We start from the raw sequence: 25,003 nt of genomic DNA on the forward strand, positions 1-25,003 counted from the left end.
GTTAAGGTTTTGGCAGTAATTGTTAATGCCGTTGCATTACCTGCTGCCTGTACTAAAGTATAGTTGGCCGCTGTTAAACCTGTACCGTTGATTGCGAACGAACCAACTGAACTACTTGCAGTAGCCGTAGTGGTAAAACTCAGTGTTCCTGTTGTAGCATCGCCAATGGTTTGAGAATTTACAAAACCAGAAACTGTTCCGGTTAATGCCGGAACAACAGCACCATAAATCTTCGATTTTGCATCCGAAGTATATGTTAATACTGCTTTGGCAACAGAACTTGTTGGTATATTAATTACTGGTGTATTGGCACCTGTACTGGTTAAAGTTACGCTACCTGTTATAGCAGCATTTGCAGGAGCCGTAGCTTTTAATCTTACATAAACCGTACCTGATATGTTGCCCGAGGTACCGATGGTCACATTCGGACCGTAAGTAATATCATCGGCACTCACCTCAAAATTAGCTGTTGAAGATGGAGTAGCCGTAATACCTGCCGATAAACCTGTACCCGAAACCGAAATACTGGTTGAAGCCGATGCAACACCATAAGTGGTAGTTAATCCGGCGGGGAATGTACTGCCCGCAGTAATGGTTGATGATGCTGTAGTAAAAGTCTGTTGCGGACCATAATTTGGTCCTCCATCGTTAGTAGCATAGGCCCTTACATAATATAAGGTGGTTGATGCTAATCCACTAACAGTTGCTGAAAAAGTACCCGTACCCGTACCATTAGGAACTTTGGTATTGGCTACAGTTGGATTGGGAGTTAATGAATAAACAATACCACGTTCGGTAACGGCAGAACTACCTGCCGCTGTTACATTCCCCCCAAGCACTGCCGAGGTAGTGGTAATACTTGTGGCTGCATCGGTAGTTACTGTTGCTAATGAAAGTGTGGTGAACGAAACTTGTAAACCATTAGTAGTACCCACACCATTTACCCCTTTTGCGCGGTAATAATATGTAGTACCAGGTGTAAGACTGGTTAAACTTCCTGTAATTGCAGTACTGCCTGTACCTGCAGTAATGGAACTTGGTGTTGCATTTACAGATGAACCGTAAGCATTGGTTGGTCCCCAATCGAAAGTTGCTGTGGTAGTAGCACTATTATCGTTAATTACACCCGACAAAGCAGCCGAAGTGTATGATGGTGTATTGCCTCCCGTGGTAACCGTTGGCGCTGAGCCAACTGTTTCGAATAAACGGAAGTTATCAACTGCAACTTCCTGAGTAAGGCCACCATTTGTGTGGCAATTCATCCGGATATTCAAAGTTGTCCCAGTTCCTGGAATATCTGCCGAATATTCGGCAAAAGCATAAGTTAAGCTGGCACCATCACCCTGTAAATCGCCGGTGGTTTCCAACTGAAGCGTATTGGCCGATCCGGCATTCGATGGAGCAAGATTTGCATAAAACGCAATTGCCCTTACCCACGGACCACCATCAATCTGGTATTCGAATGCCAAAAAATCCTGTTGTGGCGTTGTTGACCCTGATACAGATTGACTATTCCAGGCAGAACCCTGCCACCCACCCAGATTGTCGGCTGCAAAAAGACCTTTAAATGATAAGCCTGTTTTTCCGGCAATATTGATATTGTTCCAGGTTACCTGCTGGTTTGCAGCAATGGAGTTATTGCTATTGGTTGGACCTTTATCAATATCTTCAGCAGCGAAAATTTTGGTTCCCTGAAACCCACTATATGCGCCATTCTGCAAAGCTAGCTGAGCTGGCGTTGTGCGTATAAAATAAGACGCAAATGGTGAACCATTGGAAAATTCAGGAATAGAGTAAGATCTTACTCCCGTGCTTGGTGCCCCGGCATCCTCAAAGGTGTCGCTCCAAAATTGGGATTGTGCACTTGCCCCAATGCTAAAGAAACAGAGGAGCAGTGCAAAAATTAAAGTAAAGTTTTTTTTCATAATTCCATAGTTTTAATTGAATTACTTTTTTTTAAAAAGGTTAATTTAGAACCCCTGTTTTTTCAGGGTGTAACATGGCATATTGCATAGCAGTCATGATACCGTAATCTGTACTGAGAATTTCAACAGCTAACTGTTGGTCATCTCTACAGGCTATGTATATCCTTTCGCTTAACGATACTATTGTACCGGGCTGATTATCGTGAGACTCGTCCAATATGGAAGCCGTAATTATTTTAACCTGCTCACCTTGTAAGGTAGCATCCGCTCCGCCGTTCCATGGATTGCATGCATTAATCAGTGCAACAATTTCTTCTGCTTCCATCCGGTTCCACTTGATATAAGTATCTGATAGTTCCGGTTTTTCATAATAACAAGACAATGATTCGTCTTGTGGTTGATTTGGAATGCTGCTGGCAAACTGTAACATATTGGCCATGTTAAGTACAACCTGCGCCATCCGGTTACTTAACTTCACGGTAAGTTTGCCGTAGGTATCACCGGTTTTGATAGGTACCGGATCGTTAAAAATGATATTGCCCTCATCAAATTTCGAATTCATAAAATGGGCGCATATTGCGGTTTCCGTTTCCAGATTTTTCAATACCTCAAAAATTGGCATCACTCCCCTGTACTGTGGCAGGGGGCCTGGGTGGAAATTGATAAACTTATCTTTTCCGTACGATAAAACGGCTTCATGAAGCAAGAAAGGAAAGGAAATACAGAAAATATAATCAGGCGCAACAGCATCGATCCATTGCCTCATCTCAGACATACTTCTTTTATCTGCGAAAGATTTAAAGCCGATGTGATTTTCTTCAGCTTCTCTTTCCAGTGCTTCTACAATATTTTCGGCTCCTTTGCCTATACCGATGCCGCAAATAAATTTTTCGAATGCAAGCAACTGCAACGATGGGAAAGCAAACTTTCCGCCACATAGTATCAATATTTTTTTCTGCGTTTCCATCATTAAATACAGGTATAGCTATTGTACCATGCCGACATAGCATTATCCAGTTCGTAAGCAGACATTTCACTAAAATGCTCAGGTACATCATCGGCTATGCGCTCTATATGCACTTCACATTTTCCTTCAGCATTTGCAATTATATTCGCGTGATACAGTGGAGCAATCGAAGTATTGGTTTTAGGATCGAAATAAATCCTCCCCCTTGGCCCTTCAAATTCGAATTCGTATAGGCCGTTTACAACTTGTGGGATGCTGTTTTTATATGTCTCAATTAAATCCAGTACTTTTAAAGCAATTGAAGCTCCTTCCCAGCCCAATAATGAGAATAAATTAGGCATTCTACCCGCAGCTGTAATGGTATCCATAAAGGCCTCGTTTTCATCAGACACCAGTTTTTTAGACCATGCAGCAATTCCTTTGATCTTATTACCAGGATATTCGGTGTCAGCCAGCATCATTTCCTCAAAACCAAAAGGAGGCAGATAAACCGGTAGGTTTTGCCCATCGAACGACTTTTTGATTCCTTCGAAATACCATTGCACAAAATCGCCACTGAAAATGCTCAACAAAGCACTATCAGGGTATTGCGCCAAATATTCTTTTAAGGGTTCTACTGTAAATTCTTCGGATCGGAAACCTGTGGCATGATTAAAAGTAATGGCACCACCCTTTTCTTCGAATGCTTTGGAAATACTATAGGTATGGAGGTAGCCACCATCGTAGTATCCGGTTACCATACCGGCCGATTTAAGCCCATCATTAGCAGCCTGTTTAGCGGCCAATGAGGCACCCAAAGCATTATGAAGGGAATGATAAAAGATATTGGGGCAACTGGGCCATTCATTCGGTAAATTAGCGCCTGCATCCAAAACGATCAGCATTTTATTGGCAGCTAAAAAAAGAGGCCTCAGCAGCTGTGCCATGCGGTGCCCGATGTAGGCAATTACCACCGAAACATTTTCTTCGAGCAAAAGCTTTTCTGCGCTACGGTAGCACTGCTGTTTTTCTGCTCCAAAACCGATATTTTCAGTAACTATTCTAACGTCACTTCTCCCCTGGTGTTTTAGGCCAGATCGTAATCCTTCATATAAATCAAAACCAATGGTTTGATAGTATGTTGATCTGGGTAATAAAATCCCTATTGTTTGCATAGTTACACTTATCTAAAAAGAGGGAAGTTTAAAAACTCCCCTCCTCTATGTATTTATATTAGTTTCTGCTTGGGAAAATTCCTTGCGTAGCAATAGAGTAATTGATTACCAGATAAGGGTTCAAAATCGAGAAAGGAAGGCCAGATCCAGCAATATCTGTAGTACCTGAAACCTGTGTACCGCCTGTAAATACGTTAGGTGTTGCACCGTTACCCGAAAATATTGAACTGCTTCCTGTAGCCAGATAGTTTCCATCCGCAGCCGATTCGTCAGCATTTGCAGAAGAAGCTTTTAATTTTACCTGAAGCGCATTAGCCGTGTGCACGTGTGCTGGCATGTTCGATGTTAACAAAGTTACACTTGTTGTACCCGCTGCTTCGCCCATTACGTAGTTAGGTAAGCCTGGCCCTTGCCCCTGACCGATAGGCGCACGCCCCTGTAAGTTAGGCAAAGCAAAAGTAGTTTGTCCGTTACCACCATAAGTAGTACCCAATAATGAAAATAAAGCAGTGTTTTGCGCAATCGACAAAATCTGACCAGCACAGGTCATGTAGCCCCTGGGCGCAAAATAGAATCCCAGGATTTTAATCTCTCCAATGAATGGTTCTGTAGACATAATTTTTATTTATATAGTTTAAAAATTGAATTGGTTAAGGATTTTGTATTATTCTAATTTGGTGCAACAGGGTTAAAATTATTTTCAGAATGGCGAAGTAAGCTGATAACTGTACAATTCCCTGCTTAAGATTTATAGCACAGTTAGTACTATCCGATCTCCTGTTAAATGATTAATTTCAGGTAGTTATTTTATTGAAATTTAGAAATCCTGCGACAGCAAATAATAAAGTAGCGATAGGTCCGTTATTACCCATATGCTGCTTTTGTAAAAAGCTTAAGCTGCCAAATCTTTTTGAGGTGGAATTAAAGCCCCTGTTAATATCGTAGTGATACATGATATTAGCCTGTTTTTGATTTACAGATTGGGGAGAAATAGTACGAATTGCTATAGCAAGCGCTCCTGTTGGGCCTGCCAACAAAAGATTATTGCTTAACAAAACGTTCCTATCCAGAAAAGAGCGTCTGTAGGTGTTCATAAAAAATTCAATATGGGATGATTGTTACTGTAAAGATGGGACAATTTTAGCTATAGTACAAATACTACAAATCTACAATTACTTAAACAAACCCTTTCAGTAGATAAAACATTTAAAATAGTATACAAAATAGCCTTTTTAGTAGTTAACAAGCAATATTATTTATTTATTGACATATGTCAATATTTACAAAAAAACAAATATTTTTTCTCAAACAACCTTAAAAACCAACACTAATGAGTACAATTAATACTACAAAAAACATCATTTTAGCCAATAATTAACATAGTGAATAAGTTGGTTTTTACATTTACTCAGATTAGCTGGGAAAGAATTCACAATTAAGCGAGATTCCAGTCCCTTCTAGAAAGTCATTCATGCTGCCCGTGCGGTAAAATCTAACTTGAATTTCGCTTAGCTCTTACTATGGTAACTTAACCGCTATAAGTGACTCAATTTGATTAAGTATTGTATTTACTATGCTTTGTTTTGATCAGGCTTAAACTTTCGGATACGTGTACAGCTTGACTTGCACCAGGTACGCGTTGTTTCAGATCAACCGAAATTTTTTGTTTAGTACTATCATATACAAAGCTTACTTGTGATACAGATTGTGCAGCATTATAATTCTGTCCTAATAAAACTTCTTCTTTTTCAGCATTTTTGATTGCCTGGAGTAGGCTTCGCCCCATTTTGGTGTTACCCCCAATAACCAAATCTACCTTTGTGCTCGATGCAGCCAGATCATGGTTGTTCTCCTTGCCATTTAAATCAAAACCTAAATGAGATAAGCAAACCACCAAATCACATGCTTCAACTTCTTTTAAATATTTAGCGATATTGTTTAAAGCCTCAACCGGATCAGATACTTTTACACCCGTCATTCTAGTTGTTTCTCCAACCCCGGTAACTCCTACCCTATATTTACCATAAGTAATTACCTGATAACTTTTTACAGCCTTTTGCACCTTTTGATCTTCAAAATGGTAGTTGCAGCTTAATAGATCGAAAGCCATGTGTGGAAGTAAATTGGCAAAAGCATCAATGCCTTGTTTTAAGTCGGCAGCGCTAAGATTAACCGCATGGTAACCTACCTTATTCATCCATTGGATGGTTTCGGTATGGTTATTTCGATTAAAATTTAAAAATCCACCGGCATCCAACAATAAAGTAGAAACAAGTTCGTTATTGATGGTAGTTCTTAAAGACTTTAAGCCACCAAATCCCTGGGAGGTTGAATTAACAGCGCCACAAATATCATTGCTATACATGATATTAACCTGTTTTTGGTTTAAAGATTTGGTATAGATGGTACGGCTTGCTTTAGCGAGTGAATCAATTGGACCGGCCAATAAGAGACTACTGCTCAGCAAGACGTTCCTCTTCAGAAAAGAGCGTCTATTGGTATTCATAAAAGTATAATAAGGATGTTTGTTTCGGTAAAGATGTGACAATTTTACTTATAGTACAATTACTACGGCCTTACATTTATACAAACCCCCACCTTCAGTAGTCAAAATACCCAAAATAGTATATTAAAATAGCTTTTTAGTAGATAAGATAGAGTATTGACACCTGTCGATATTGATTAAAATTAGAAAAATCAGTCATTTTCAATCAGACAAATCAACACAAAAGAGTATTCTTAGTATTACAAAAAGAATGTTTTATAAATAAAGCGTGTAATTGGTTTACACTTTTTATTGAGATTAATTGAATGGTATTTACAATCGAGGGTGGTTTTTATTGTTTTTAGAAAGTACTATTCGGTTCAATTAAACTATAAACTGCTCCTACATTTTTTTAATTCAGCTTTGTTAACTGCTTCGAAAAATTTTCGTAGGCCGTAAGGACATCGGCATAACTTACAAGTTTTAGCTTATTATCTCCACTAAACTTTTCGCCCGGGCTTTTACTGTGGTACTTTAACCGCTCAGCCATTTTTTCGTATGCCGATTTATCCCATTGTACTACATTTAGAAAATGCGATAACAATAAGTCTACTCCCCAGTTATAATCGAAAAAGGTATTTTTAGGGTGATTAACCAACATAATATCGGCCAGGGTTTTATAGTAATTTGCAAGCACTTCTGCAGTAAATAAATTAAAGTCCTGATAGTGTTTCTCTTGTACCTCAACCTTTAAAATAGTTGAATTAACCATACCCGGAACAGCATGCAGCCCCCTTCTCTGATGGTGCGATGCAATAACAGCATTAGGTTCTCTTGAAAGGAAAAAGAATGGTGTACTTGGGTACCACTTCCTTAACAAAGGATAAAAATGAATGTGCCAGCTGTCTAGTTTCACGAAGAGTTGTTTATATGCTGGTTTTCTTTTTTGCCCCATTATGGCAATAGTCGATTTAAGCAAAAGCTCCTGCTGTTCTTCTGTTACAGTAGGATCCTGCTCTTTCATTCGCAAAATTTCATCAATTAACCGAGCCTCAGGAAAAACTATGTTTGTTAGAGCGGTGGCCAAAGCCTGCGATAATAAAGTTGACCCGCACCTCGATACATGAAAGATGAAGGCATTTGGTGGTATCGAATCGATCTGTTTTGCCAATTCAACTAAAAAATCTAAACTGCTTGTTGGCAAATATCCTGATCTTTCTTTCATGCGTATCCTGCAAAGCTGAATGGTTTCATCAAAAAAAGGTTCTTGTATATGCCTATCTTCCAGATCCACCCACAAAAGCTGCCAATCATTTTCTTCGTAAACAAGTTGGTAAGGAATCCAGTTTATTAACGTATTCATTCAAGATTTTTTTTCAATTGCGCGACCAAGTCCCCGGCTGCTGGTGTATCCATTCGCTCCAGTTCTTCAATCATTTTTAAGGTTGTATCCCGATCTAAAGCCTGTCCCTGGCTTTCTTCTTCAAATTTATAGCCATAGCTTTCGAATAAACGGTCTGTCCATTCATTCCTTAATGCATCAATAACCAAATGTACCCTAACATTTTCGCCAGCATTAATAATGCTGTGCGTTTGATCAAAATCAATATACCAGCAGGAGCCTTCTGCCAGCCTTAACTGCTCTCCTCCCACTATAAATTTTAGCTGATTATTAGTTTGAATAGGAATGTGTATCCTCAATGCGCCCCCTTCATAATTACAGCCTCGGTCTCTATGCGGTTTTATTTCTGCCCCCGGATGTAATGCAAGCAAACGAACCGCTTCTTTAGGGCATTGCCACTCTTCGATAATTGATTTTAAGTAAGGCAATTGATTTAGTAAAGGTGTATCCTGATACTCATCTACCCCGTAGTTGGCTAAAATATCGTTTTCTCGCCCACTGGCTGAGCGAAGTGCAATACTTTGCCAATCCCCCTCGTAATCATTCTTGTTGAAATGATCAACCCAATTTTGTTGTAATGCAATGGATAGCTCACTCTTGAGCAACGGAATGTTATATTCCTGGTTAAACTGGATGTATTTTAGCAAGGCCGGGATGTTTTTTTTGTAATATTAGCTAAGTGTTTCTTATTGAGCAAATATTTAATCTGCTTTTTATCGATGATGCTTACTTTAGATTAGTTTAAATATTTCTGAAATTGTAATTTTAATCTTAGTATTGGGTGAATTAATTTGCTTCAATCTTTTATGCACGATTCTTCCAGCAGTACTATTGCCTTTCTCGAAATTTACCGGCTGCATCATCACCCCAAACATCCGCAGAAACAAATGGATGAATCTTTTATTCAATCAGAGCAGGTTTTCCTGAATACATTTGAACTCGGAATATTTGAAATTTACGATTTCTTATACTCTAAATGCCTGGACACTGATCATTTTAAACAATGGATTATTGACCTTAAAGGAGCAGACTTTTTTAATACAGCTTCGCAGCAATTCTTTAAACTTCAAAGTGGTAATAATAGTCAGCAAAAGGCTGACTTTGCGGACATACTAACTGCCGAACAACATGCTTTCTGGAATACCAATGGTTATCTCAAAATAGAACAAATTATTAACGGGCAAGACTGCGATGCAGTAACTGATCTAATTTGCCAAACCTTAAATATTGATTTAACCAATCCACAAACCTGGTATCCACAACACGAGTTATTACAGGGCTTAATGTTGCAAAAATATCAGGATGAAGCTATTGCCAACATTCGCAACAATATACAAATAAAGGCAGCTTTTAGCAGTTTGTACCAACACAACAACATCTTAGCGAATTGCGAAAAAGTGAGTTATAATCCGCCAGTGAATCGGCATTTTTCTTTTAAGGGAAGTCCGTTGCATTGGGATATCGATTTCCAGAAAGGCCCAAGATACTATATTCAGGGTTTATTGTATCTGAACGATGTTCCTGCCAACAGGGGTGCTTTTACCTTAATTCCGAGCTTTCATCACCAGATTGAGGAGCATCTATCCCGTTTCGATAATCCTGAAATTGCAATTACCGCTTTGCGAAATAAAGGTTTGGAAATTCCGGTTGAGGGTAAAAAAGGCGATTTAATTGTTTGGTTAGAATCGCTTCCTCATGCTGCCAGTCCGAACCATTCTGATTTACCGAGGTTTGTGCAATATGTGAGTTTTAATGAGATAGGTTTTTAACCGCAAAGTACGGAGAGAAAAGGCGCAGAGGCACAAAGCAAAATGTAAATAACCACGAGAGAGTCAGTAAACAATCCGTGTATTCCCGGAATCCGTGGCTACTAACCGCAACGGATGCAATTCTATCTTGAAACGAGTTTCCATTATTTTTTTTAATTTTAAAGGTCTGTCATTACCTCAAACATCTTGAACCAAAAACAACTACACAATGAAAACAACCGATCAGGGACAGGAACAACAATCGCCTATTCAACAAGCTTTTGCCCAAACCTTTTTTCATGGCACCAAAGCCGATTTAAAATCCGGAGATTTTATTGCAACGGGATATCAATCTAATTTTATAGACAAAAAACTGAAACACATTTACCTCTCCGCTACCTTAAATGCAGCAATATGGGGCGCTGAACTGGCTTCGGGCGATGGACCCGAACGTATTTATCTGGTAGAAGCCACAGGACCTCTTGAAGATGACCCAAATGTAACCGACAAGAAATTTCCGGGCAACCCTACTATGTCTTACCGGTCGATACATCCGTTTAAAGTTATTGGAGAGGTTACAGTATGGCAAAGTCATTCGGCCGAGCAGGTTCATGCAATGAAAGAAGGTATTGAAAAGCTTAAACAGCAAGGCATCATGACAATAGAGGAATAAGTATTATTTTATTCTTTTTACCATATAAGGCATTTTAGCACATCTGTTTTTTGTACTCTCTATATATGCTCCTAGATGCTTAGAGCTAGTAGATATATGTATTTTTCACCATTTATACGACATTGAGCCTCTCTGTGTATTCCGCGCATCCGTGGCTGTTAAACTTAATCATCCCCCTGCCCCCTTCAACAAGGGGGACTAAATCATCTTTAAGGCAATGCTGAACGTAGTTAACTATAAAAATTCTATGGTACTGGGTTCTCTGTGTATTCCGTGCATCCGTGGCTGTTTAAACTTTAATTCATTCTTCTTTTGTCAACAAAAAGCCTATCCATCCGGATAGGCTCTCGATCATTAACTAAACTTATCAATTCCAAACTGATAATATCTTTACCTCGCGGCCATTTCCTGCTCCAGGCTCGTGGTTGGCATCTGGTATTTTTTAGCTCTGGCAATGGCCATCTGCATAAATTTCTTGTAGTTCTGCTCGTTTTTAATGGCTTTATTCAGATTTGCTGCAGTTTTAATTAACTCCAAACTGCTATCCTCATTTATAATGGCATCGGCCCATTTGCCAAACAACTGACCTGTTTCGCCTGTCAATTGTTTTTTCGATAATAACCTGCTGTATAATGCGGAGAAATGATATTGGTACAATACGGGGTGTTGAATAGCGAACTTCAAATAGCCTACTGTATCTTTCTGTATCCCCAAATAGTAACGATCGCTTAGTGTTTGCAGGTTAATTTTCCAGATATTGGCAGGGAACTTGCCTTCGTAGCTTTTTAAAAATTGTGTAAATGCTTCTGCGCCTTTATCGGTTTTTAATTGTTGCTCCATTTTTTGAAGCAAAGCTTTGTCAACCAATGCCTGTACAACTGCCTCGCCATAAAGTGCCTGGTAAGCTTTATAGTCATTTAATATTGCCTCATTCAGTTTGGCTGTACTTATCCTTGAAATTAAAAAGGGCATCAGGGCATTTGTAGCCTTCATATTCTTTAAGCTATCCGCATAGGTTGCAATAATCTGCTCGGTTATGCCTTTGCGGGTCTTTGCAAATTCGTGATAAAAGGCTGGGTAATCGCTTTCTTTAAATGTTGCGGAATAGCCTTTTAAACTTTTATTTTGTAGCTGTTTTTGCTTTGCATCAGCTAAGAGTCCGATCAAATCGCCCGGATCTTTGTAACCTGAGTTATTGCTAATCAACTCTCCTTTTGCGTTAAGCACTAAAAAAGTAGGAAACCCATTTAAAATGTGCTGTACTTTTAAAGTATCGCCCAATTTGTCTTTAAAAATATCAACTTTAAGCATTACAAAATCTTTCGCCATTGCCGCTTTCACAGCAGCATTCGGAAACACATCTTCATCCATTTGTGCACAGGGAATACAGCCTGTAAAGTAACAATCTATAAAAATTAGCTTGTTTTCTTCCTTGGCTTGTTTTAGTGCGCTTTGATAAGTTTGTCCCCTGGTACCTAAAGTACAGGCAAACAAACAGCCTAAGAGGTAATATTTTATATTTTTCATGTTTTATTTGGTTAATGTAATATCCTTTTTGGTATCCCCCACAGTATAGCTAAAAGTTAAGGGGCTGTTGGCCGGCAGTTTTTTCAGCTGTTCCAGTTTCTTAGTATTTTTAAGTAAATCGGCTGTATTGGTTCCGTTAATCTGGGTAATTAAAGTACCTTTTTCAAGCTGTGTTTCATTTGGTGGCAGTTGCCTGATTGAACTGATTATCTCTAACTGTCCGTTTAAGTTAAAACCCAATAAATAACTACCTAATGTAAAACTCTGCGGGTATACGTAGGTGTGATTTGGCATAAAATAGATCTCGTTTTTCTTTCTGTTGATGGTAAAATTATATCTGGAAATAATCCCCATACCTATAGAGCCATCGAAACCCGGACTCCAGTTTTCATTTTGACCGCCGCCAGCCATTAAAGTAACAGGCATTTCTTTTATTACGGGCATATTGGTAAAAGAGAAGCTGCTTGCCTTGCCATTAAAGGTTGGCGAGGCAATGCCCATACTTACAGTACTGGCAGGATATTCTGAGGTAAAGCCACTTACCAATAAACGGTTCTGTTTTACAAAGGGCCTGAAACAAATCAGGTTATACGAAGCTCCGGTATCGAACACAAAGTTACCAGTGCTCGATTTCCCCGCAACAATTTCTACATTGCCAGGTATAATGAATACACCTGAAGGAATAGTAACTGGCACTACAGTCCCTCCTTTTTCGTATTCATATCCTTCAAAATTATAAAGGGAAAGTTCTTTTTTGTTGAAATCGATCTGGGTGATATAACTCCTGGTCATGGTATTGCCAATAATGCCATCTAAATCTTTCCCGGTTTGCGGGAATACAGCAATAGGCTGGTGTTTCAACACAAATCCGTTTTCCATGGTAACATCATTATCACCAGAAATATCAATTTTCATGGAGCCTCCAACTACAGAAGCATTGTTGCTTCGCGTAATTTTAAGCCCAATGCTATCAGCAAGTGTTTTCTCAAGCGCCATGCCATCTGCACCGGTATCGAAAAGGAGTTTAAAAACCCTGTTGTGGTTATTTAGCTTAACTTTTAAAACAATAGAGCCGTGTACCATCTCAAAAGGGATGGTTGTTACGGGTTTATTTTGCTGCGCGTTTACCACCAGGGTAAAACAGCTCATCAGCAAAATAAATAGGGTAAGTTTAAATTTCATTGGAGTTTGCTTAATGTCCGTATATTTTTGCCAAAGCCTGGTCTATATCATCTGTAGCACTTGCCGTAATTCTTAAAAGCACTTTTCCATCTTTGCCAACCAATATCTTGGTCGGGAAAGCCATTACATTATAATCTTTTACCAGGTCTTGCTTTTCAATTCCATCCATATTGAGGATATGAACCCAGTTAATTCCATCCTCGGCTATGGCTTTTGTCCAGGCTGCCTGGGCTTCGGTTAAGCTTTTACCCCTTTCCTGAGCAATGCCTATAATTTCGAATCCATCTTTTTTGTATTGCTCATAAAGCGCTTTCAGGTGTGGGTGACTGGCCCTGCACGGACCGCACCAGCTGCCCCAAAAATCGAGAAGTACGGCTTTCCCTTTATAATCGGCCAGGCGAATCAGTTTTCCTGCTTTATCTTTTCTTTCGAAATTGACAGTTGGTGAGCCAGCCAAAGAGTTACTTACTTTTTTCAGGTAGCTTTTTATTCCTGATGCCATAGGATGGTCTTTATATTTAGCAGCCAAACCGTTAAAAGCCTGTGTATAACCATCAGCTGTATAAATATTCTGCATTCGGCTCAATAAAAATACAGATGCAAAGGCCTCGGGATGTTGTGCTACAAAGCTTTTCTGCTTGTCTCTGATTTTCTTAAAATTAACACCTGCCTCTTCCTGCAGCATTTCTGTTGTTGCTTCGAGTTTTTCGCCATGGTACTGGGCATTAAACAGATTGTTATAGATCAGGTAAGTTCTACGCTCCTCTGCTCTAACGCTTTGCTTATAACTGTTGAAGATGTTATTTTCCTGATCGCCTTTTACATCGGCAAATTGTACCAACAATGCATCGCCGGTTAAGTTAATATCCTGATTGTAGATAAACAGATCGAGTGGCGGAGCTGGGTTGCCAACACTTTTACCATCAACAATGGCAGAAAGATCTCTTTTTATCCCAACATCCATTCGCGCAACAACAGGAACTTTTTGTTTGGGCACCGTAATGGTAAAAACATCGTTAACGGCAGTAGCTTTAAAAAAAATATTTTGACCGGCATCATCTGCAAAGCTTACCCTTACGCTGTTTTCTTTAAGGCCTTTCAGGCTCCCACTAATGTGGATACTATCCTGTTGTGCATAAAGTGCCTGCGAAACCAAAAGCATGGCAATGCCCGTACACCAATTTTTTAGTGTTTTCATAGTTTAAATGTTTTGATTTAAAGGGTAGCACTGATTAGTCCTACCCTTCGTAACGATTTATTTTGCAGCTTCTGCCAACAAAAGTTCTTTCAATTTAGGATCTGAAGGACGTGCTGAATCGACACTTACAATTTTTCCTTTTTTATCAAACACTAAAAATCTTGGAATGGTATTTACTTTATAATATTTAGAGAATTCGTTATTCTGACCTGCAAACAACTGCATACCTCCTAAATTTTCATCTTTAATCATTTTCAACCATTTCTCTTTGTCTTTATCGGCATCAGTAGAAATGCTTACTACTTGAATAGGCTGTCCCTCGATATCTTTTTCGAGTTGTTTAAGGTGCGGAAATTCAGCTCTACACGGACCACACCAAGTTGCCCAAACATCAACCAATACCACTTTCCCTTTTAAACTTGCAAAAGAAACATCTTTTCCTGTTTTATCAGGATAACTAAACTGTAAAGCATCGGTACCAGGTTTGTAAGAAAGAAGTGGTGTTATTAAAGCATTATTTTTTTCTTTTTGTGCTTTGGTTACAATGTATTTTTCGAAATGATCGGCCACTGCTTTGTACTCGTCGTGGCTTTTATATCTGGCCAGGTTTTCTAACACCAGTTCACCTTTTAAGGTATCGTTTGGCACATAGGTGGTATAAGTTTCTAAACCTTCAATGCCTGGTTTGTATGGCTTTTTATCCTGACGCATATTTACACCAACTAATGCTGATAATACGCGCATGCCATATGGATAGTTGTAAATCTTTTGAGCGCTCTTACCCATTTCATTGGCCTTAAGTGTGCTATAAAAGTCGCTGTATTCTTCTACACCAGGATGTGCAGAACGTGGTGTATTTAAAAAATTAGTAGCGTAGTTGGCCAAATCCAGTTCAATAATATCTTTCATTTGTTTATCGAACTTCGCATTACCGGTAGCTTTTCCGTTTAAAAATGTTTTGGCTTTGGCTACAATGGCTTCCTGCTGAGGAAAATAATCCATAAACGTACTGTTCTTACCCATAAAATTGATGGCTTTCTGATACAACGGATTGGTTAATTCGTTCCATTGTTTCATTACCATATTTTCTTTGGAGTTAAGTTTTCCGTTTAGTGTATAGGTCGTATCCGCAAGTGTAATATCAAGCTGTTCGCCCCCTTTAAAATAGAAAGTATAGTTTTCATTTGGCGACAGTTCATTACCTGTTCCAATTACATAAACTCCTTCATAATCCGGGTAAAAGGTAAAGCCAAACTTTTTACCTTCACTTACGGCAGCATTTGCAATCTCTACAGTTCGGCCATTGGCTACTTTAAAAAGTTTAACATTTGGGCGGTTAGGGCGTTTCAATTCGCCTTTAACCTGAACGGGTTGCTGTGCTAAACCCGCCAACGCAATTGCTACCAGGGCAAGCGTGGTGCTTAAAGTTTTTTTAATCATTTTTTCGATGTTTTGTTTATTTGTGGTTATTTAAATGGCAGTTTAACAGGGTGCCCTGGTTACAGGCACCCATTAAACATTCTACCATTGAATTGTATTTGTAGATTCGGAAACGGATGGCGAGATGTACAATATGTCTTTAGCCGTACCAGTTCCTTCGAGGGTAGCTACCGGATTACCCGAAATACTACCTGAGGCTTTGTTAAACATGCGGATTTTGTAGGTTCCGTTAATTTTAGAACCTAACATAATGTAGTTGTAAGCATACCCGGTTTCTGCTCCTGTTTTGTGGCGGATAAAAGTAATCTGCTCGCCTGCAGGCACAGTATATTCCAGTTTTTCGAAATTGTTACTCAAATTCCGGCTCCATACCTGATTACCACCTACAGAGAAATACATTAAATTCTCCTGACCATACATTAAAGTCATGTTGGCACCGTTGTACAACTGATCGGCAGTAGTTAACGAAGTATTGGTTAACTTCATCGTATAGCCATCGATATCAATATTGGATAAGGTTTTATTTGATGAGTTGCTCTTATCCTGAAATACTGCACACCCGGAAAATACATATCGTAATGCAGGTGATGGCAGATAGGTGCCTGATTTTAGCCCCATATACAATAATTTCTGATTATTATTGCTTGCACTCATCGAAGTACCTGTTACATCGCTAATGCTTGAAAGTGCAGTTCCATAGCCACTGCCAATTCCAAAAAACGTACTTGAAGTTTCGTCGAAAAAGTAGGCATTACTACTCGTGTTAGACATGAAATACTTAGATATGCTGTAAGGCGTATTGCTGGCGTCTTTTAAAAACCTTCCGCCAAACTTGCCAATATTAGCCGAGATATTAACAATGGAGTGTACATTCCCGCCATTGATTAGGTAATAAGCACTACCTCCACCTGGAAAAACCTGGCAAGGCCCTTTAACTGTAGGCGCATCAAAAAGCAAATTATCAAGCGTAAAGATTTTCTTCAGGGTATTTACATTAACCGTGGCCACGTCTTTATCGGTTGATAAAACCAATGTGCGGGTATTACCTAAAGTACCCGTAACCGTTGATTTATAGGCTGAAAGAAAACTAAGCAAATTTGCCTGTCCGGGTAACTTACTACCGTTAATGCTACTGTAAAGATTCTCTCTTTTACCTACGGGCACAATACTGGTTGGGGTTAAAAATAAATCGAGGTCTGATTGTGTACCATCATCTTTGGCCACATACCAACCCCTTGTAAATTCGGTTACCACATTTACCGGCACATTAATGTACTGCGAATAACCGGTAGTTTTATTGGTAACGCGGTAAACCAGGACCCAGCCTTTTGCAGCCTGCTTAATCAGGTAGTTAAGGTCTTTGGTTTTAGCCAGCGTATCCAACACCGGAGCCGATCCCTGAACATTGGTTTCGTATATACCCCATAAATATTCAAATTGTGCATTTGGCTCTGTTGAGCTTACCTCTGGTGTTAAGGTTAAACGATCAAGTTCTGAAATTAAGGTATAACTCGATTCGATGCCTTTAACCGTTATTTTTTCACCCGTTTTATAATCATAATTACTGTGATCTTTTTTGCAGGCAGTCATCATAGCCATTACGACCATAACGTATATCCATAGATTTTTCATCTTTTAATTTTTAATGGTTAAGGAAAAACTACTACTTCGCCAAATTCATCAACCAATGGCGCGCCGGGATGTGCATTGTTATAGTTGATTAATGCGGTTTTCATGGTAATCTGATAATAACTCAGCAAACCGCCTACGGCATAGAGGTTGTTGATAAAATCGTTATCCCATTTCTCGCCTGAGCTATTGATCAGGAAGCTATGTTTTACCACACTGTATTTACCAAAATAATACTGGGTAAAAGATGCTGTCCATTGGGCCGGCTGGCTTAAACGATCGGTAACTTCAATTTTTCGCCAGAGTTTATTTTGTTCACCCAGCTGGAAATCGGCATTGGCCGTAATTTTAAATTTTAACTTGGGTGTGTTTGTTTTTAAACTGGCATCGCGCAAAACAATTACCGGTACACGGGTATGTACCGTACCAGCCTTGATTACATAAAATTTGCTCACCTTCGGATCGTTAAAGGCCACATAATGGGTACCTGCAACCGCGTTTACTGCGTTAGGAATCTGCTCCTGTTCGAGCGTAAAAGCCCTATCGGTTTTGGTGGTTCCACCGATGGCATAAATATCAAAGTAAATGGTATCCTGCAGTACGGTTGCATCTTTGTAATAAAACGTATAAGGCTTTAGTGTATCTACAAGATCGTAAGAGGTGGTATATATCCGGTTCGGCTCAGGCCCAAATTGTACCCTACCTATGTCGTTAAACAAATAATACTGATCTTGTTTGCATGAGCTAACAGCTGCTACAGCTATTAGCAATACCAGGTAAAATAATTTTCTCATGGTGTTATATTAAATAGCTTCAGTTTTTGGGATAGGGATCAAATAATTGACTGTTGCTGCCGAGGGTACAAATAAGAAACTTGCTTTAGGTACATTAAGGCGTTTATAGTTGTAAAAGCCCTGACCTTCTGCATAAAACTCTTTGCGGTACTCTTTAATAATTTCGGTTTGCAATGCCGAAGGGTTAGCAGGCGTAGCCATGGTACCAATGTTGCGGGCAGTTCTGAATGTTTTCAGGTATTCTACCCCTTCTGCATATGGAGCAGCTTCTGCAGCGATTAAATACAATTCACTCAAACGAATCATTGGGATTTGCTTAAAATCTGTTGCAGCTGTTACGGCTGTATTGGCCACTACCTGATATTTTTTGGTGATATAACATTTAGAACCGTTGCCTAAAGTAACCAGTTCCCAAAGGTTACTCTCTCTGATATCGGTACCGGTATTACCGTACAACTGGGTTTTGATGGTTGTTTCTGCAGTACCTTTTTTAAGTATTCCGGCAGCATAGTTGTTGTTATACTTATTAAACATATCGAAATCGTATAAACCGAAAACATGCTCAGCAGTAAGCACAAAGTCCTTATTGGAAAAATCGGTAGCTGCACCCAGTTTAAATTTCGGAGTACCATCGGTATTTTTCACATCAATTACCGCTTTGGCGCACTCGTAAGCTTTTGCTGTTTCATTAAACCACAGGTAAGTTCTGGCTTGCAAAGCTTTCACTGCATAATAATTCATACGCAGGTAACGGTAAGCAAAAAAAGTATCGCTTGGATTAAAACCTGATGTAAGTCCAGGGCTTTTAACCTGGGCAACACTATATTTTGTTAACGGATCGATATCTTTCAGTAAGTTTTCTGCATCAGTTAAATCTTTATATAAGGCATTTTGAAATGCGGTATAAGAAATTTTCTCAACCGGGGTGGTCGATACTATTGTAGCATAAGGCATTGATGCTGCACCGGTTGTTGCGGTAGGTATAGGGCCAAACAGGCGAAGCATATCGAAATGCAGATAAGCCCTGATGGCCAAACACTCTCCTTTTACCAATTCGTATAAACCTTGTGTTTTAAACACGTCTTTTCTGGCATCAATTTGCCCCAATATGGCATTAACACTCGCGATGGTTTTGTATTGCTGCCCCCAAATGGCTTCAAAACTAATTTGAACACCTCCATCGGTATAGCTAAACAAGCCTAAACGCTGATCTGTAGCGTTTGAGGTAACATCCCAGCTTGAAACCAGGTTTTCAATCGTTGTTTGGGTTAAAGCCGAACCGTAGGTACTGCTACTTTTCATTTGGATATAAACACCCGTAAGTGCATCCTTAAAGCCACCTTCAGTATCGAAAAGTATATTCTGTGGCATTTGTGTCTTTGGGTTTACCGTAAGGTACTTTTTGCATGATGAGAAAAGTATCCCGGTTAGAAACACAGCGATTAATATGTAATTAATTTTTTTCATTGCTATAAGTTTAGAATGTAGCACTTAGACTCATGGAGAACTGTCTTGAAAAAGGATAATCGGTTCCTCTTTCTCTGCGAATAGTTGACAGGTACATTGGCTCAGAAGCGTTAACGGTTAGGTTTAAGCTTTCCAGTTTCATTTTCTTTAACCACTCTTTGTTGGATAAATTGTACTGAAAATTAATGTTCTGTAATACCAACGTATTTTCATCCTGCACAAACCTAGAAGATTTGTAAGTTGGTGTAGTTACCAGCAAGCCTTTAAAAGCGGCAACATCGCCCGGGTTTTGCCAGCGGCTGTAAAACACCCTGCTATCTACATTATTCTTGTAATTAGTAAGTTCTACCCGGTCAACCAGTGTTCTATTATATTGCTGCCCACCAACGGTATATCTAAACGACGTATTGATTGCAAAATCCTTATAGCGGATCATGGTACTGAAGTTTCCGAAAAATTTAGGGTCTCTTGAACCAACCGCAACAATATCAGTAGCTTTCCAGGTATAGGTTGGCTGACCATCTTTACCCAAATACAATTCTTTTCCGGTACTCGGATCGATACCTAAAGAAGGTACAACCCATATGGCATTACTCGAATAACCTTCGATGTAAAGGGTACCTGGGTCGCTGTTACCGTTAAGCGTGGCGGCCTGGGCATCTTTTAACGCCTTTGAAGTTTCTACAATTTTATTTTTATTGTGCAATAATGCTGCAGAAACACTCCAGATAACTGATTTAGGATTGTTTAAGATAAAACCTGTAGCTTTTAGCTCGTAACCATTGTTACGTAAACGGCCAATATTATCTACATAGCTGGTAAATCCGCTCGATGCCGGCAAGTTAACCGATGAAACCAGATCTTTAGTGGTTTCAATATAATAATCACCTGTAAAGCGAAGTCGCCTGTCTAAAAATTCTGCATCAACACCGATGTTATATTTTTCCGTTTGCTGCCATTTTAGCTCGTCATTTCCTAAGCCTATTAAGTAAGATCCCATCCAGTTGTAGTATCTTTCGTTGGTATAATACTGGTAAGTAGATAAAGCCTGGTAAGCGTTAAAGTTTTGCGCGCCGGTAATACCTACCGAACCACGTAATTTTAACCGGTTTACATATCTGTTACCTTTTAAGAAAGCTTCGTTGTGCAAATTCCATCCGGCACCAGCTGACCAAAACGGAGCAAAACGTTTTTTACTTCCAAACTGAGATGACCCATCAACACGCAATGAAGCATCAACAAAATACTTATTATCGTAAATATAGTTTACGTTTCCGGTGAGTCCTATTGAGCGTGTCAGGCTTTCGGTTCCGCTGGGTTTACCATCTTTGGCATATTGTAATGCCATAGATACAAAATCGAAATTGGCATTAGGAAAACCTTCAGCTAAAAAATTGTAGGATGATGATTTAGACTGACGGATGTTATAATCGGCACCAGCACTAATGAGGTGCTTAAGGCCAAGCATCTTCGTGTAAGCTAAATTTAAAGAGCCATCGTAACCAAAACTATTTCTGATTCCATAGTTGTAATCACCTTTTCTAAAGATATTATCAGTAGTATAATTGGCAAATGCAGTATGTTCTGCAGGTCTGAAAGCATCACTTTGTGTAGTACCTTTGGTTAAACCCAATTGCGCTCTTAATACCAAATCTTTAACCAGGTTCCACTCTACCATGGTATTGTTAATCAATTCGTTGGTAGCACTCTTATCAAAAGTTTTTAGTGTAGCGTTATATAAAGGGTTGGTAGGCAGAGTTCCCCAATAATTTACATAATCGGTATTGCCCGGATCGCCGAGAAACTTCAAAACATTTCCATTTGCATCGTAAGGCCTCCAATATGGGTTCATGGCCACATAAGTGCTAAAAGTGCCGTAAGGCGATTCCTGTGAGTTGCTTTGCTGAATTTGAAGATTGTTTCTGAACCTTAAATTTTTATAGATATAAGCCAAAGTAATATTACCGTTAAAGGTACGGCGCGATGAGCCTTTCATTACCCCCTGAATATCATTTAACTGACCTGAGGCTGAATATCTGAATGCGTTATCGCCACCTTCTACTTTAAGGAAATGTCTTTGTCCCAATTCATTTCTTACGGGCAAAGCCATCCAGTCGGTTTCTACGCCACTGTTTACCTCGTTAAGCAAGAAATTGTAATATCTTTTTAAGGGTAGGTCAATTTCTGCCCTTGCATTGTTATAATAGCCGGCAATGCGCTCCAGTTCTAATTTATCAGCAGCCTTTAACAAGCTGTAACCGCTCAAATCAGCCGCTTCAAAATTAACATCTGATCGTAGTGATAAGCGTAGTTTTCCGGGTCGTGGAGCTTTGGTCATGATTACAATCACACCGTTTGAACCTCTCGAACCATACATGGAAGTAGCTGCAGCATCTTTTAAAATGGTGATCGATTCTACCTCGTTTTCATTCATATCGTACAATTTTTGTAAGGTAGATTGAAAACCATCTAAAATGATTAATGGGGTGTTAAGTTCGGCCCTGGCCTGATCTTGTAATTCGCCTACATTTGGAATACTCGAGTTACCACGAATCTGGATTTCGGGCAAACGGTTAGGATTAGATCCAAAGGCATTGCTTTCGATAATATTAAAAGCCGGGTCGATGTTACGCAAAGTAGAAATCAGGTTTCTGTTACCATTATCGGCCAGGTCTTTAGCTGTAATCATAGTTGAGGCTCCGGTAAAGCTCTCAACTGATTTTTTAAATAGCCCTGTGTTAATTACCCTTACTTCTTCCAAATCCTTAGTAGCTGGTGAAAGTTTGATAGTGAAAGGTGATTTTTTATTCTTAATCGAAACTTCTTCTACTCTATAGCCAATATAGCTCACCAACAAAGTCTCCGTTTCATCAGGTACCAGGATTGTAAACTGACCGTTCGCATCGGTAGCAACAGGCCTTATGCCATTGGTGCCTTTTACCCTAATTAAAGCCCCGGGAATAGGCTGCCCTTTTTCATCCACTACTTTACCGGTTACCAAAATAGCTGCAACTACCATTTCGCGGTGTGCCTGGATAATAATAGATTTTTCTTCTACCCGGTAAACCAGCGGTTGTCCGGCAAAGCAAGCTTCCAGCGCCTTGTTTATAGAAACATTTTCTAAAGAAACAGTAACTGGTTTAGCTCTTTTAATAGCAGCAGAGTTATAAAAAAAATCGTATCCGGTTTGTTTTCTGATTTTTTGTATAACCTGTTCCAGCGAAGCATTTTCTTCACGCAAGCTTATCTGGGCGAAGCTTGAAGCGCTCACCTGTAAGAATGTAGCGATGATGATAAAGGTTATTAACTTCACTTTGAGTAAAATACGAGCATTTAAACGGGCATATTTTACCCGATAAATGTTATGTAAAATTTCATACATTTGTTTGTTTGGGTTTGGTCTAAGAAATGATAAATGGTTTATTCTATTTTCACAGATCCAAAAAAAATCGACTCCTGCAAGAGTTTAGGGATCAGGGCACTGCAATGCTCTGATCCTTTTTTTTGATCTGAAGCTGGTAAAATTTACTTCATAGCGGTAATCTTCCTCCCTTCTATTTTAAAATGAACTGTGCCCTCCTGATCAATCATGTTTAATGCCTGTTTTAAGCTTTTATCTCTGCTGATATATCCGCCAAATTCGAGGTTCTCTAAATCTTTCGGACATTCGAACTCTACATCATACCACCTGCCTAATTTTTTCAATATTTCGCCTAAACGTTCGCTGGAGAAAGAAAATTCGTTGTTTTTCCAGGCTAAATCGCCTTCGTTATCAATCTGTTTAACTAAAAGTTTCCCGCCCTGTAACACTGCCTGCTCGTTTGGTTTGAGCACCACCACCTGGTCTTGTGCACGAACCTCAACCTTTCCTTCGTAAAGGGTAGTTTTTGCAAAATCATCGTCGGGATAAGCCGATAAATTAAAATGTGTACCCAGTACAGCTATATCCTGCGTTTTTGTAATTACGTGAAAAGGTTTCTGTGCATTGTGCGCAACTTCAAAATAACCTTCACCAACAAGTTCAACTTCTCTCTTGTTATCTTTAAATGCCGTTGGGTATTTTAATGATGAAGCAGAATTTAGCCAAACCTTGGTCCCATCGGGCAGAATAACCTGATAGGTACCGCCAAGTGGCGTGCTGATGCTGTTAAAAGCCAATGCCTCATGATCTGCAGAACCTTGTACCGTATAAATTAATTGTCCGTTTGCGGTTTTGGTAATTTTAAGGCCTTCCTGCTGCAATACTTCACCTGTAGCCAGATTGTTCAGGATAATTTCGCGCCCATCGGCTAATTTTAGGGTAGCATTTTTCCCTCCGGGTTTAATATCGTTACTTGCCGTTAAATCCTGTCCGGCTTTGTTTCGCTGGGAAAACACCACAAAACCAATACTTATTGCGAGCAGTAAAGATGCAGCAATACCTACTGTACGCCATAGTTTTATTGTTTTCTTAGGTTGGTGTAGTGGAAGTTTTTGCCAAACCTCAGCCTTCGCCTTTAATATTTCATCGGCGTTAAATGCAAGAGGTTCTGATTCGGGTAAATTATACCAGCTCTCTAACAGGCTCAGCTCCTCTTCGGTGCATTTGCCTTGCTGGTATTTGTTAAAAAGATCGTTAGCTTGATGTTGTTTCATAGATACAAAAGGATTTTTTATCCTTAATTATAACTACGACGGCTAACTGGAAGAGAGGGAGTAGAAAAAAATTAAAAAATTAAAAAAAAGTTAACACTTAGTTTACTTCTGAGAATTTTAACTGCGTTGGCTACTTGTTTTTTCACAGTTAATTCGGAAATATTCAGTTTATGGGCAATTTCTTTGTGCGATAAACTTTCTCTTCTGCTTAATTCAAAAATAGCGCGCATTTTATCCGGCAATTGTGCAATCTGATCGTCAATTATCCGCGTAAGTTGTCTTTCCCGAACCAGATGATCGGTAACACATTGATTGCTGATGATAAAATGCTGTAACGAATCGGCATACCTGCTGGCCACCTGTTGATGGGAAATCCGGTCTAATACCTTGTTCCTTATCGATACGTACAAATAGGATTTAAAGTTTGTGGTGATGTTTATTGCGGTTCGGTTATTCCATAAATTGACAAAAATTTCCTGCACCACATCCTTGGCTTCATCTTTATCTTTCAATTTATTGGCGGCATGCACATAAAGCGTATCAAAATAACGATGGTAAATTATCGTGTACGCCATTGAGTCGTCGTTTTTCAAGAGCAAATAGAGATCGTCATCAGGCAGTGCTCCGTAATCGAACATCGTTTCTTTTTTGATTTTTATGTTTGGTAATAAGTTTGTTAAGGGAAGATAATCCAAAAATAGTTTTATCGTAACAAACTCGCAAGTTTTCAAAACAACTCAATTTTTAGTTATTGAAATAAAATTGTTCAGCTTACCA

The 25,003-nt window shown here is 39.3% G+C and carries 19 protein-coding genes; 2 read left to right on the forward strand and 17 right to left on the reverse strand.

Annotated features, from left to right (window positions below; all coding sequences use genetic code 11):
• The 7 genes from DBR40_RS03685 to DBR40_RS03715 form a co-directional block, all read right to left on the reverse strand.
• On the reverse strand, positions 1–1,925 hold a 1,925-nt coding region (locus tag DBR40_RS03685; protein ID WP_148090172.1), incomplete at its 3' end, for an MBG domain-containing protein.
• A gap of 40 nt (positions 1,926–1,965) precedes the next feature.
• Positions 1,966–2,895, reverse strand: a complete 930-nt coding sequence (locus DBR40_RS03690) for a methionyl-tRNA formyltransferase (protein ID WP_205944124.1) — start codon at positions 2,893–2,895, stop codon at positions 1,966–1,968.
• Positions 2,895–4,046, reverse strand: coding sequence for an ABC transporter substrate-binding protein (locus tag DBR40_RS03695; protein WP_124558466.1), 1,152 nt, complete (start codon positions 4,044–4,046; stop codon positions 2,895–2,897). Before DBR40_RS03695 ends, DBR40_RS03690 begins: the two co-directional genes overlap by 1 nt.
• Positions 4,047–4,104: 58 nt before the next feature.
• Positions 4,105–4,662, reverse strand: coding sequence for a phage tail protein (locus DBR40_RS03700; RefSeq protein WP_124558467.1), 558 nt, complete (start codon positions 4,660–4,662; stop codon positions 4,105–4,107).
• A 939-nt stretch (positions 4,663–5,601) separates the two neighbouring features.
• Entirely contained in the window at positions 5,602–6,552 is a 951-nt protein-coding gene (locus tag DBR40_RS03705; protein ID WP_124558468.1) for a hypothetical protein, read from the reverse strand.
• A 391-nt stretch (positions 6,553–6,943) separates the two neighbouring features.
• Positions 6,944–7,894 (reverse strand): hypothetical protein, encoded by a 951-nt coding sequence (locus DBR40_RS03710; protein WP_124558469.1) that lies wholly within the window; start codon positions 7,892–7,894, stop codon positions 6,944–6,946.
• Entirely contained in the window at positions 7,891–8,580 is a 690-nt protein-coding gene (locus DBR40_RS03715) for an aspartyl/asparaginyl beta-hydroxylase domain-containing protein (RefSeq protein ID WP_124558470.1), read from the reverse strand. The genes DBR40_RS03710 and DBR40_RS03715 overlap by 4 nt, the downstream gene beginning before the upstream one ends.
• Before the next feature lie 159 nt (positions 8,581–8,739).
• Between DBR40_RS03715 and DBR40_RS03720 the strand changes: the two genes are divergently transcribed.
• Positions 8,740–9,702: a phytanoyl-CoA dioxygenase family protein gene (locus DBR40_RS03720; RefSeq protein ID WP_124558471.1), complete on the forward strand. Its 963-nt coding sequence runs from the start codon at positions 8,740–8,742 to the stop codon at positions 9,700–9,702.
• Positions 9,703–9,910: 208 nt separating this feature from the next.
• Entirely contained in the window at positions 9,911–10,354 is a 444-nt protein-coding gene (gene arr, locus DBR40_RS03725; protein WP_124558472.1) for an NAD(+)--rifampin ADP-ribosyltransferase, read from the forward strand.
• Positions 10,355–10,744: 390 nt separating this feature from the next.
• Here the strand turns inward: arr and DBR40_RS03730 are convergent, their stop codons facing one another.
• The 10 genes from DBR40_RS03730 to DBR40_RS03775 form a co-directional block, all read right to left on the reverse strand.
• Positions 10,745–11,881, reverse strand: a complete 1,137-nt coding sequence (locus DBR40_RS03730; RefSeq protein ID WP_124558473.1) for a thioredoxin family protein — start codon at positions 11,879–11,881, stop codon at positions 10,745–10,747.
• A 3-nt stretch (positions 11,882–11,884) separates the two neighbouring features.
• Positions 11,885–13,063 (reverse strand): aspartyl protease family protein, encoded by a 1,179-nt coding sequence (locus DBR40_RS03735; RefSeq protein ID WP_124558474.1) that lies wholly within the window; start codon positions 13,061–13,063, stop codon positions 11,885–11,887.
• Between the two features lie 10 nt (positions 13,064–13,073).
• On the reverse strand, positions 13,074–14,261 hold the full coding sequence (locus DBR40_RS03740; protein WP_124558475.1) for a TlpA family protein disulfide reductase: 1,188 nt from the start codon (positions 14,259–14,261) through the stop codon (positions 13,074–13,076).
• Positions 14,262–14,318: 57 nt separating this feature from the next.
• On the reverse strand, positions 14,319–15,701 hold the full coding sequence (locus tag DBR40_RS03745; RefSeq protein WP_124558476.1) for a TlpA family protein disulfide reductase: 1,383 nt from the start codon (positions 15,699–15,701) through the stop codon (positions 14,319–14,321).
• Between the two features lie 81 nt (positions 15,702–15,782).
• A complete protein-coding gene (locus DBR40_RS03750) occupies positions 15,783–17,333 on the reverse strand; it encodes a PKD-like family lipoprotein (protein WP_124558477.1) in 1,551 nt (516 codons plus the stop codon).
• A 17-nt stretch (positions 17,334–17,350) separates the two neighbouring features.
• The gene (locus DBR40_RS03755) at positions 17,351–18,124 is read right to left on the reverse strand and encodes a DUF4843 domain-containing protein (RefSeq protein ID WP_124558478.1); all 774 of its coding nucleotides are present in this window, start codon (positions 18,122–18,124) and stop codon (positions 17,351–17,353) included.
• A gap of 9 nt (positions 18,125–18,133) precedes the next feature.
• Positions 18,134–19,591, reverse strand: a complete 1,458-nt coding sequence (locus DBR40_RS03760; protein ID WP_124558479.1) for a RagB/SusD family nutrient uptake outer membrane protein — start codon at positions 19,589–19,591, stop codon at positions 18,134–18,136.
• Between the two features lie 10 nt (positions 19,592–19,601).
• Positions 19,602–22,973, reverse strand: coding sequence for a SusC/RagA family TonB-linked outer membrane protein (locus DBR40_RS03765; RefSeq protein WP_124558480.1), 3,372 nt, complete (start codon positions 22,971–22,973; stop codon positions 19,602–19,604).
• 143 nt (positions 22,974–23,116) lie between these two features.
• Positions 23,117–24,226, reverse strand: coding sequence for a FecR family protein (locus tag DBR40_RS03770; protein WP_124558481.1), 1,110 nt, complete (start codon positions 24,224–24,226; stop codon positions 23,117–23,119).
• Positions 24,227–24,297: 71 nt separating this feature from the next.
• Positions 24,298–24,864 carry an RNA polymerase sigma-70 factor gene (locus DBR40_RS03775; RefSeq protein WP_124558482.1) on the reverse strand — a complete coding sequence of 189 codons (567 nt, stop codon included), beginning with the start codon at positions 24,862–24,864 and terminating at the stop codon, positions 24,298–24,300.
• Positions 24,865–25,003: the final 139 nt, after the last annotated feature.

The organism is Pedobacter sp. KBW01 (assembly GCF_003852395.1).
Taxonomy (GTDB): domain Bacteria; phylum Bacteroidota; class Bacteroidia; order Sphingobacteriales; family Sphingobacteriaceae; genus Pedobacter.

Excerpts from the sequence above, each read along its gene's own strand:
- DBR40_RS03690 (WP_205944124.1), bottom strand. The coding sequence starts at position 2,895 with ATGATGGAAACGCAGAAAAAAATATTGATACTATGTGGCGGAAAGTTT.
- DBR40_RS03740 (WP_124558475.1), bottom strand. The coding sequence starts at position 14,261 with ATGAAAACACTAAAAAATTGGTGTACGGGCATTGCCATGCTTTTGGTT.
- DBR40_RS03765 (WP_124558480.1), bottom strand. The coding sequence starts at position 22,973 with ATGTATGAAATTTTACATAACATTTATCGGGTAAAATATGCCCGTTTA.
- DBR40_RS03775 (WP_124558482.1), bottom strand. The coding sequence starts at position 24,864 with ATGTTCGATTACGGAGCACTGCCTGATGACGATCTCTATTTGCTCTTG.
- DBR40_RS03750 (WP_124558477.1), bottom strand. The coding sequence starts at position 17,333 with ATGAAAAATCTATGGATATACGTTATGGTCGTAATGGCTATGATGACT.
- DBR40_RS03770 (WP_124558481.1), bottom strand. The coding sequence starts at position 24,226 with ATGAAACAACATCAAGCTAACGATCTTTTTAACAAATACCAGCAAGGC.
- DBR40_RS03745 (WP_124558476.1), bottom strand. The coding sequence starts at position 15,701 with ATGATTAAAAAAACTTTAAGCACCACGCTTGCCCTGGTAGCAATTGCG.
- arr (WP_124558472.1), top strand. The coding sequence starts at position 9,911 with ATGAAAACAACCGATCAGGGACAGGAACAACAATCGCCTATTCAACAA.
- DBR40_RS03735 (WP_124558474.1), bottom strand. The coding sequence starts at position 13,063 with ATGAAATTTAAACTTACCCTATTTATTTTGCTGATGAGCTGTTTTACC.
- DBR40_RS03705 (WP_124558468.1), bottom strand. The coding sequence starts at position 6,552 with ATGAATACCAATAGACGCTCTTTTCTGAAGAGGAACGTCTTGCTGAGC.
- DBR40_RS03755 (WP_124558478.1), bottom strand. The coding sequence starts at position 18,124 with ATGAGAAAATTATTTTACCTGGTATTGCTAATAGCTGTAGCAGCTGTT.
- DBR40_RS03730 (WP_124558473.1), bottom strand. The coding sequence starts at position 11,881 with ATGAAAAATATAAAATATTACCTCTTAGGCTGTTTGTTTGCCTGTACT.
- DBR40_RS03700 (WP_124558467.1), bottom strand. The coding sequence starts at position 4,662 with ATGTCTACAGAACCATTCATTGGAGAGATTAAAATCCTGGGATTCTAT.
- DBR40_RS03760 (WP_124558479.1), bottom strand. The coding sequence starts at position 19,591 with ATGAAAAAAATTAATTACATATTAATCGCTGTGTTTCTAACCGGGATA.
- DBR40_RS03695 (WP_124558466.1), bottom strand. The coding sequence starts at position 4,046 with ATGCAAACAATAGGGATTTTATTACCCAGATCAACATACTATCAAACC.
- DBR40_RS03720 (WP_124558471.1), top strand. The coding sequence starts at position 8,740 with ATGCACGATTCTTCCAGCAGTACTATTGCCTTTCTCGAAATTTACCGG.
- DBR40_RS03710 (WP_124558469.1), bottom strand. The coding sequence starts at position 7,894 with ATGAATACGTTAATAAACTGGATTCCTTACCAACTTGTTTACGAAGAA.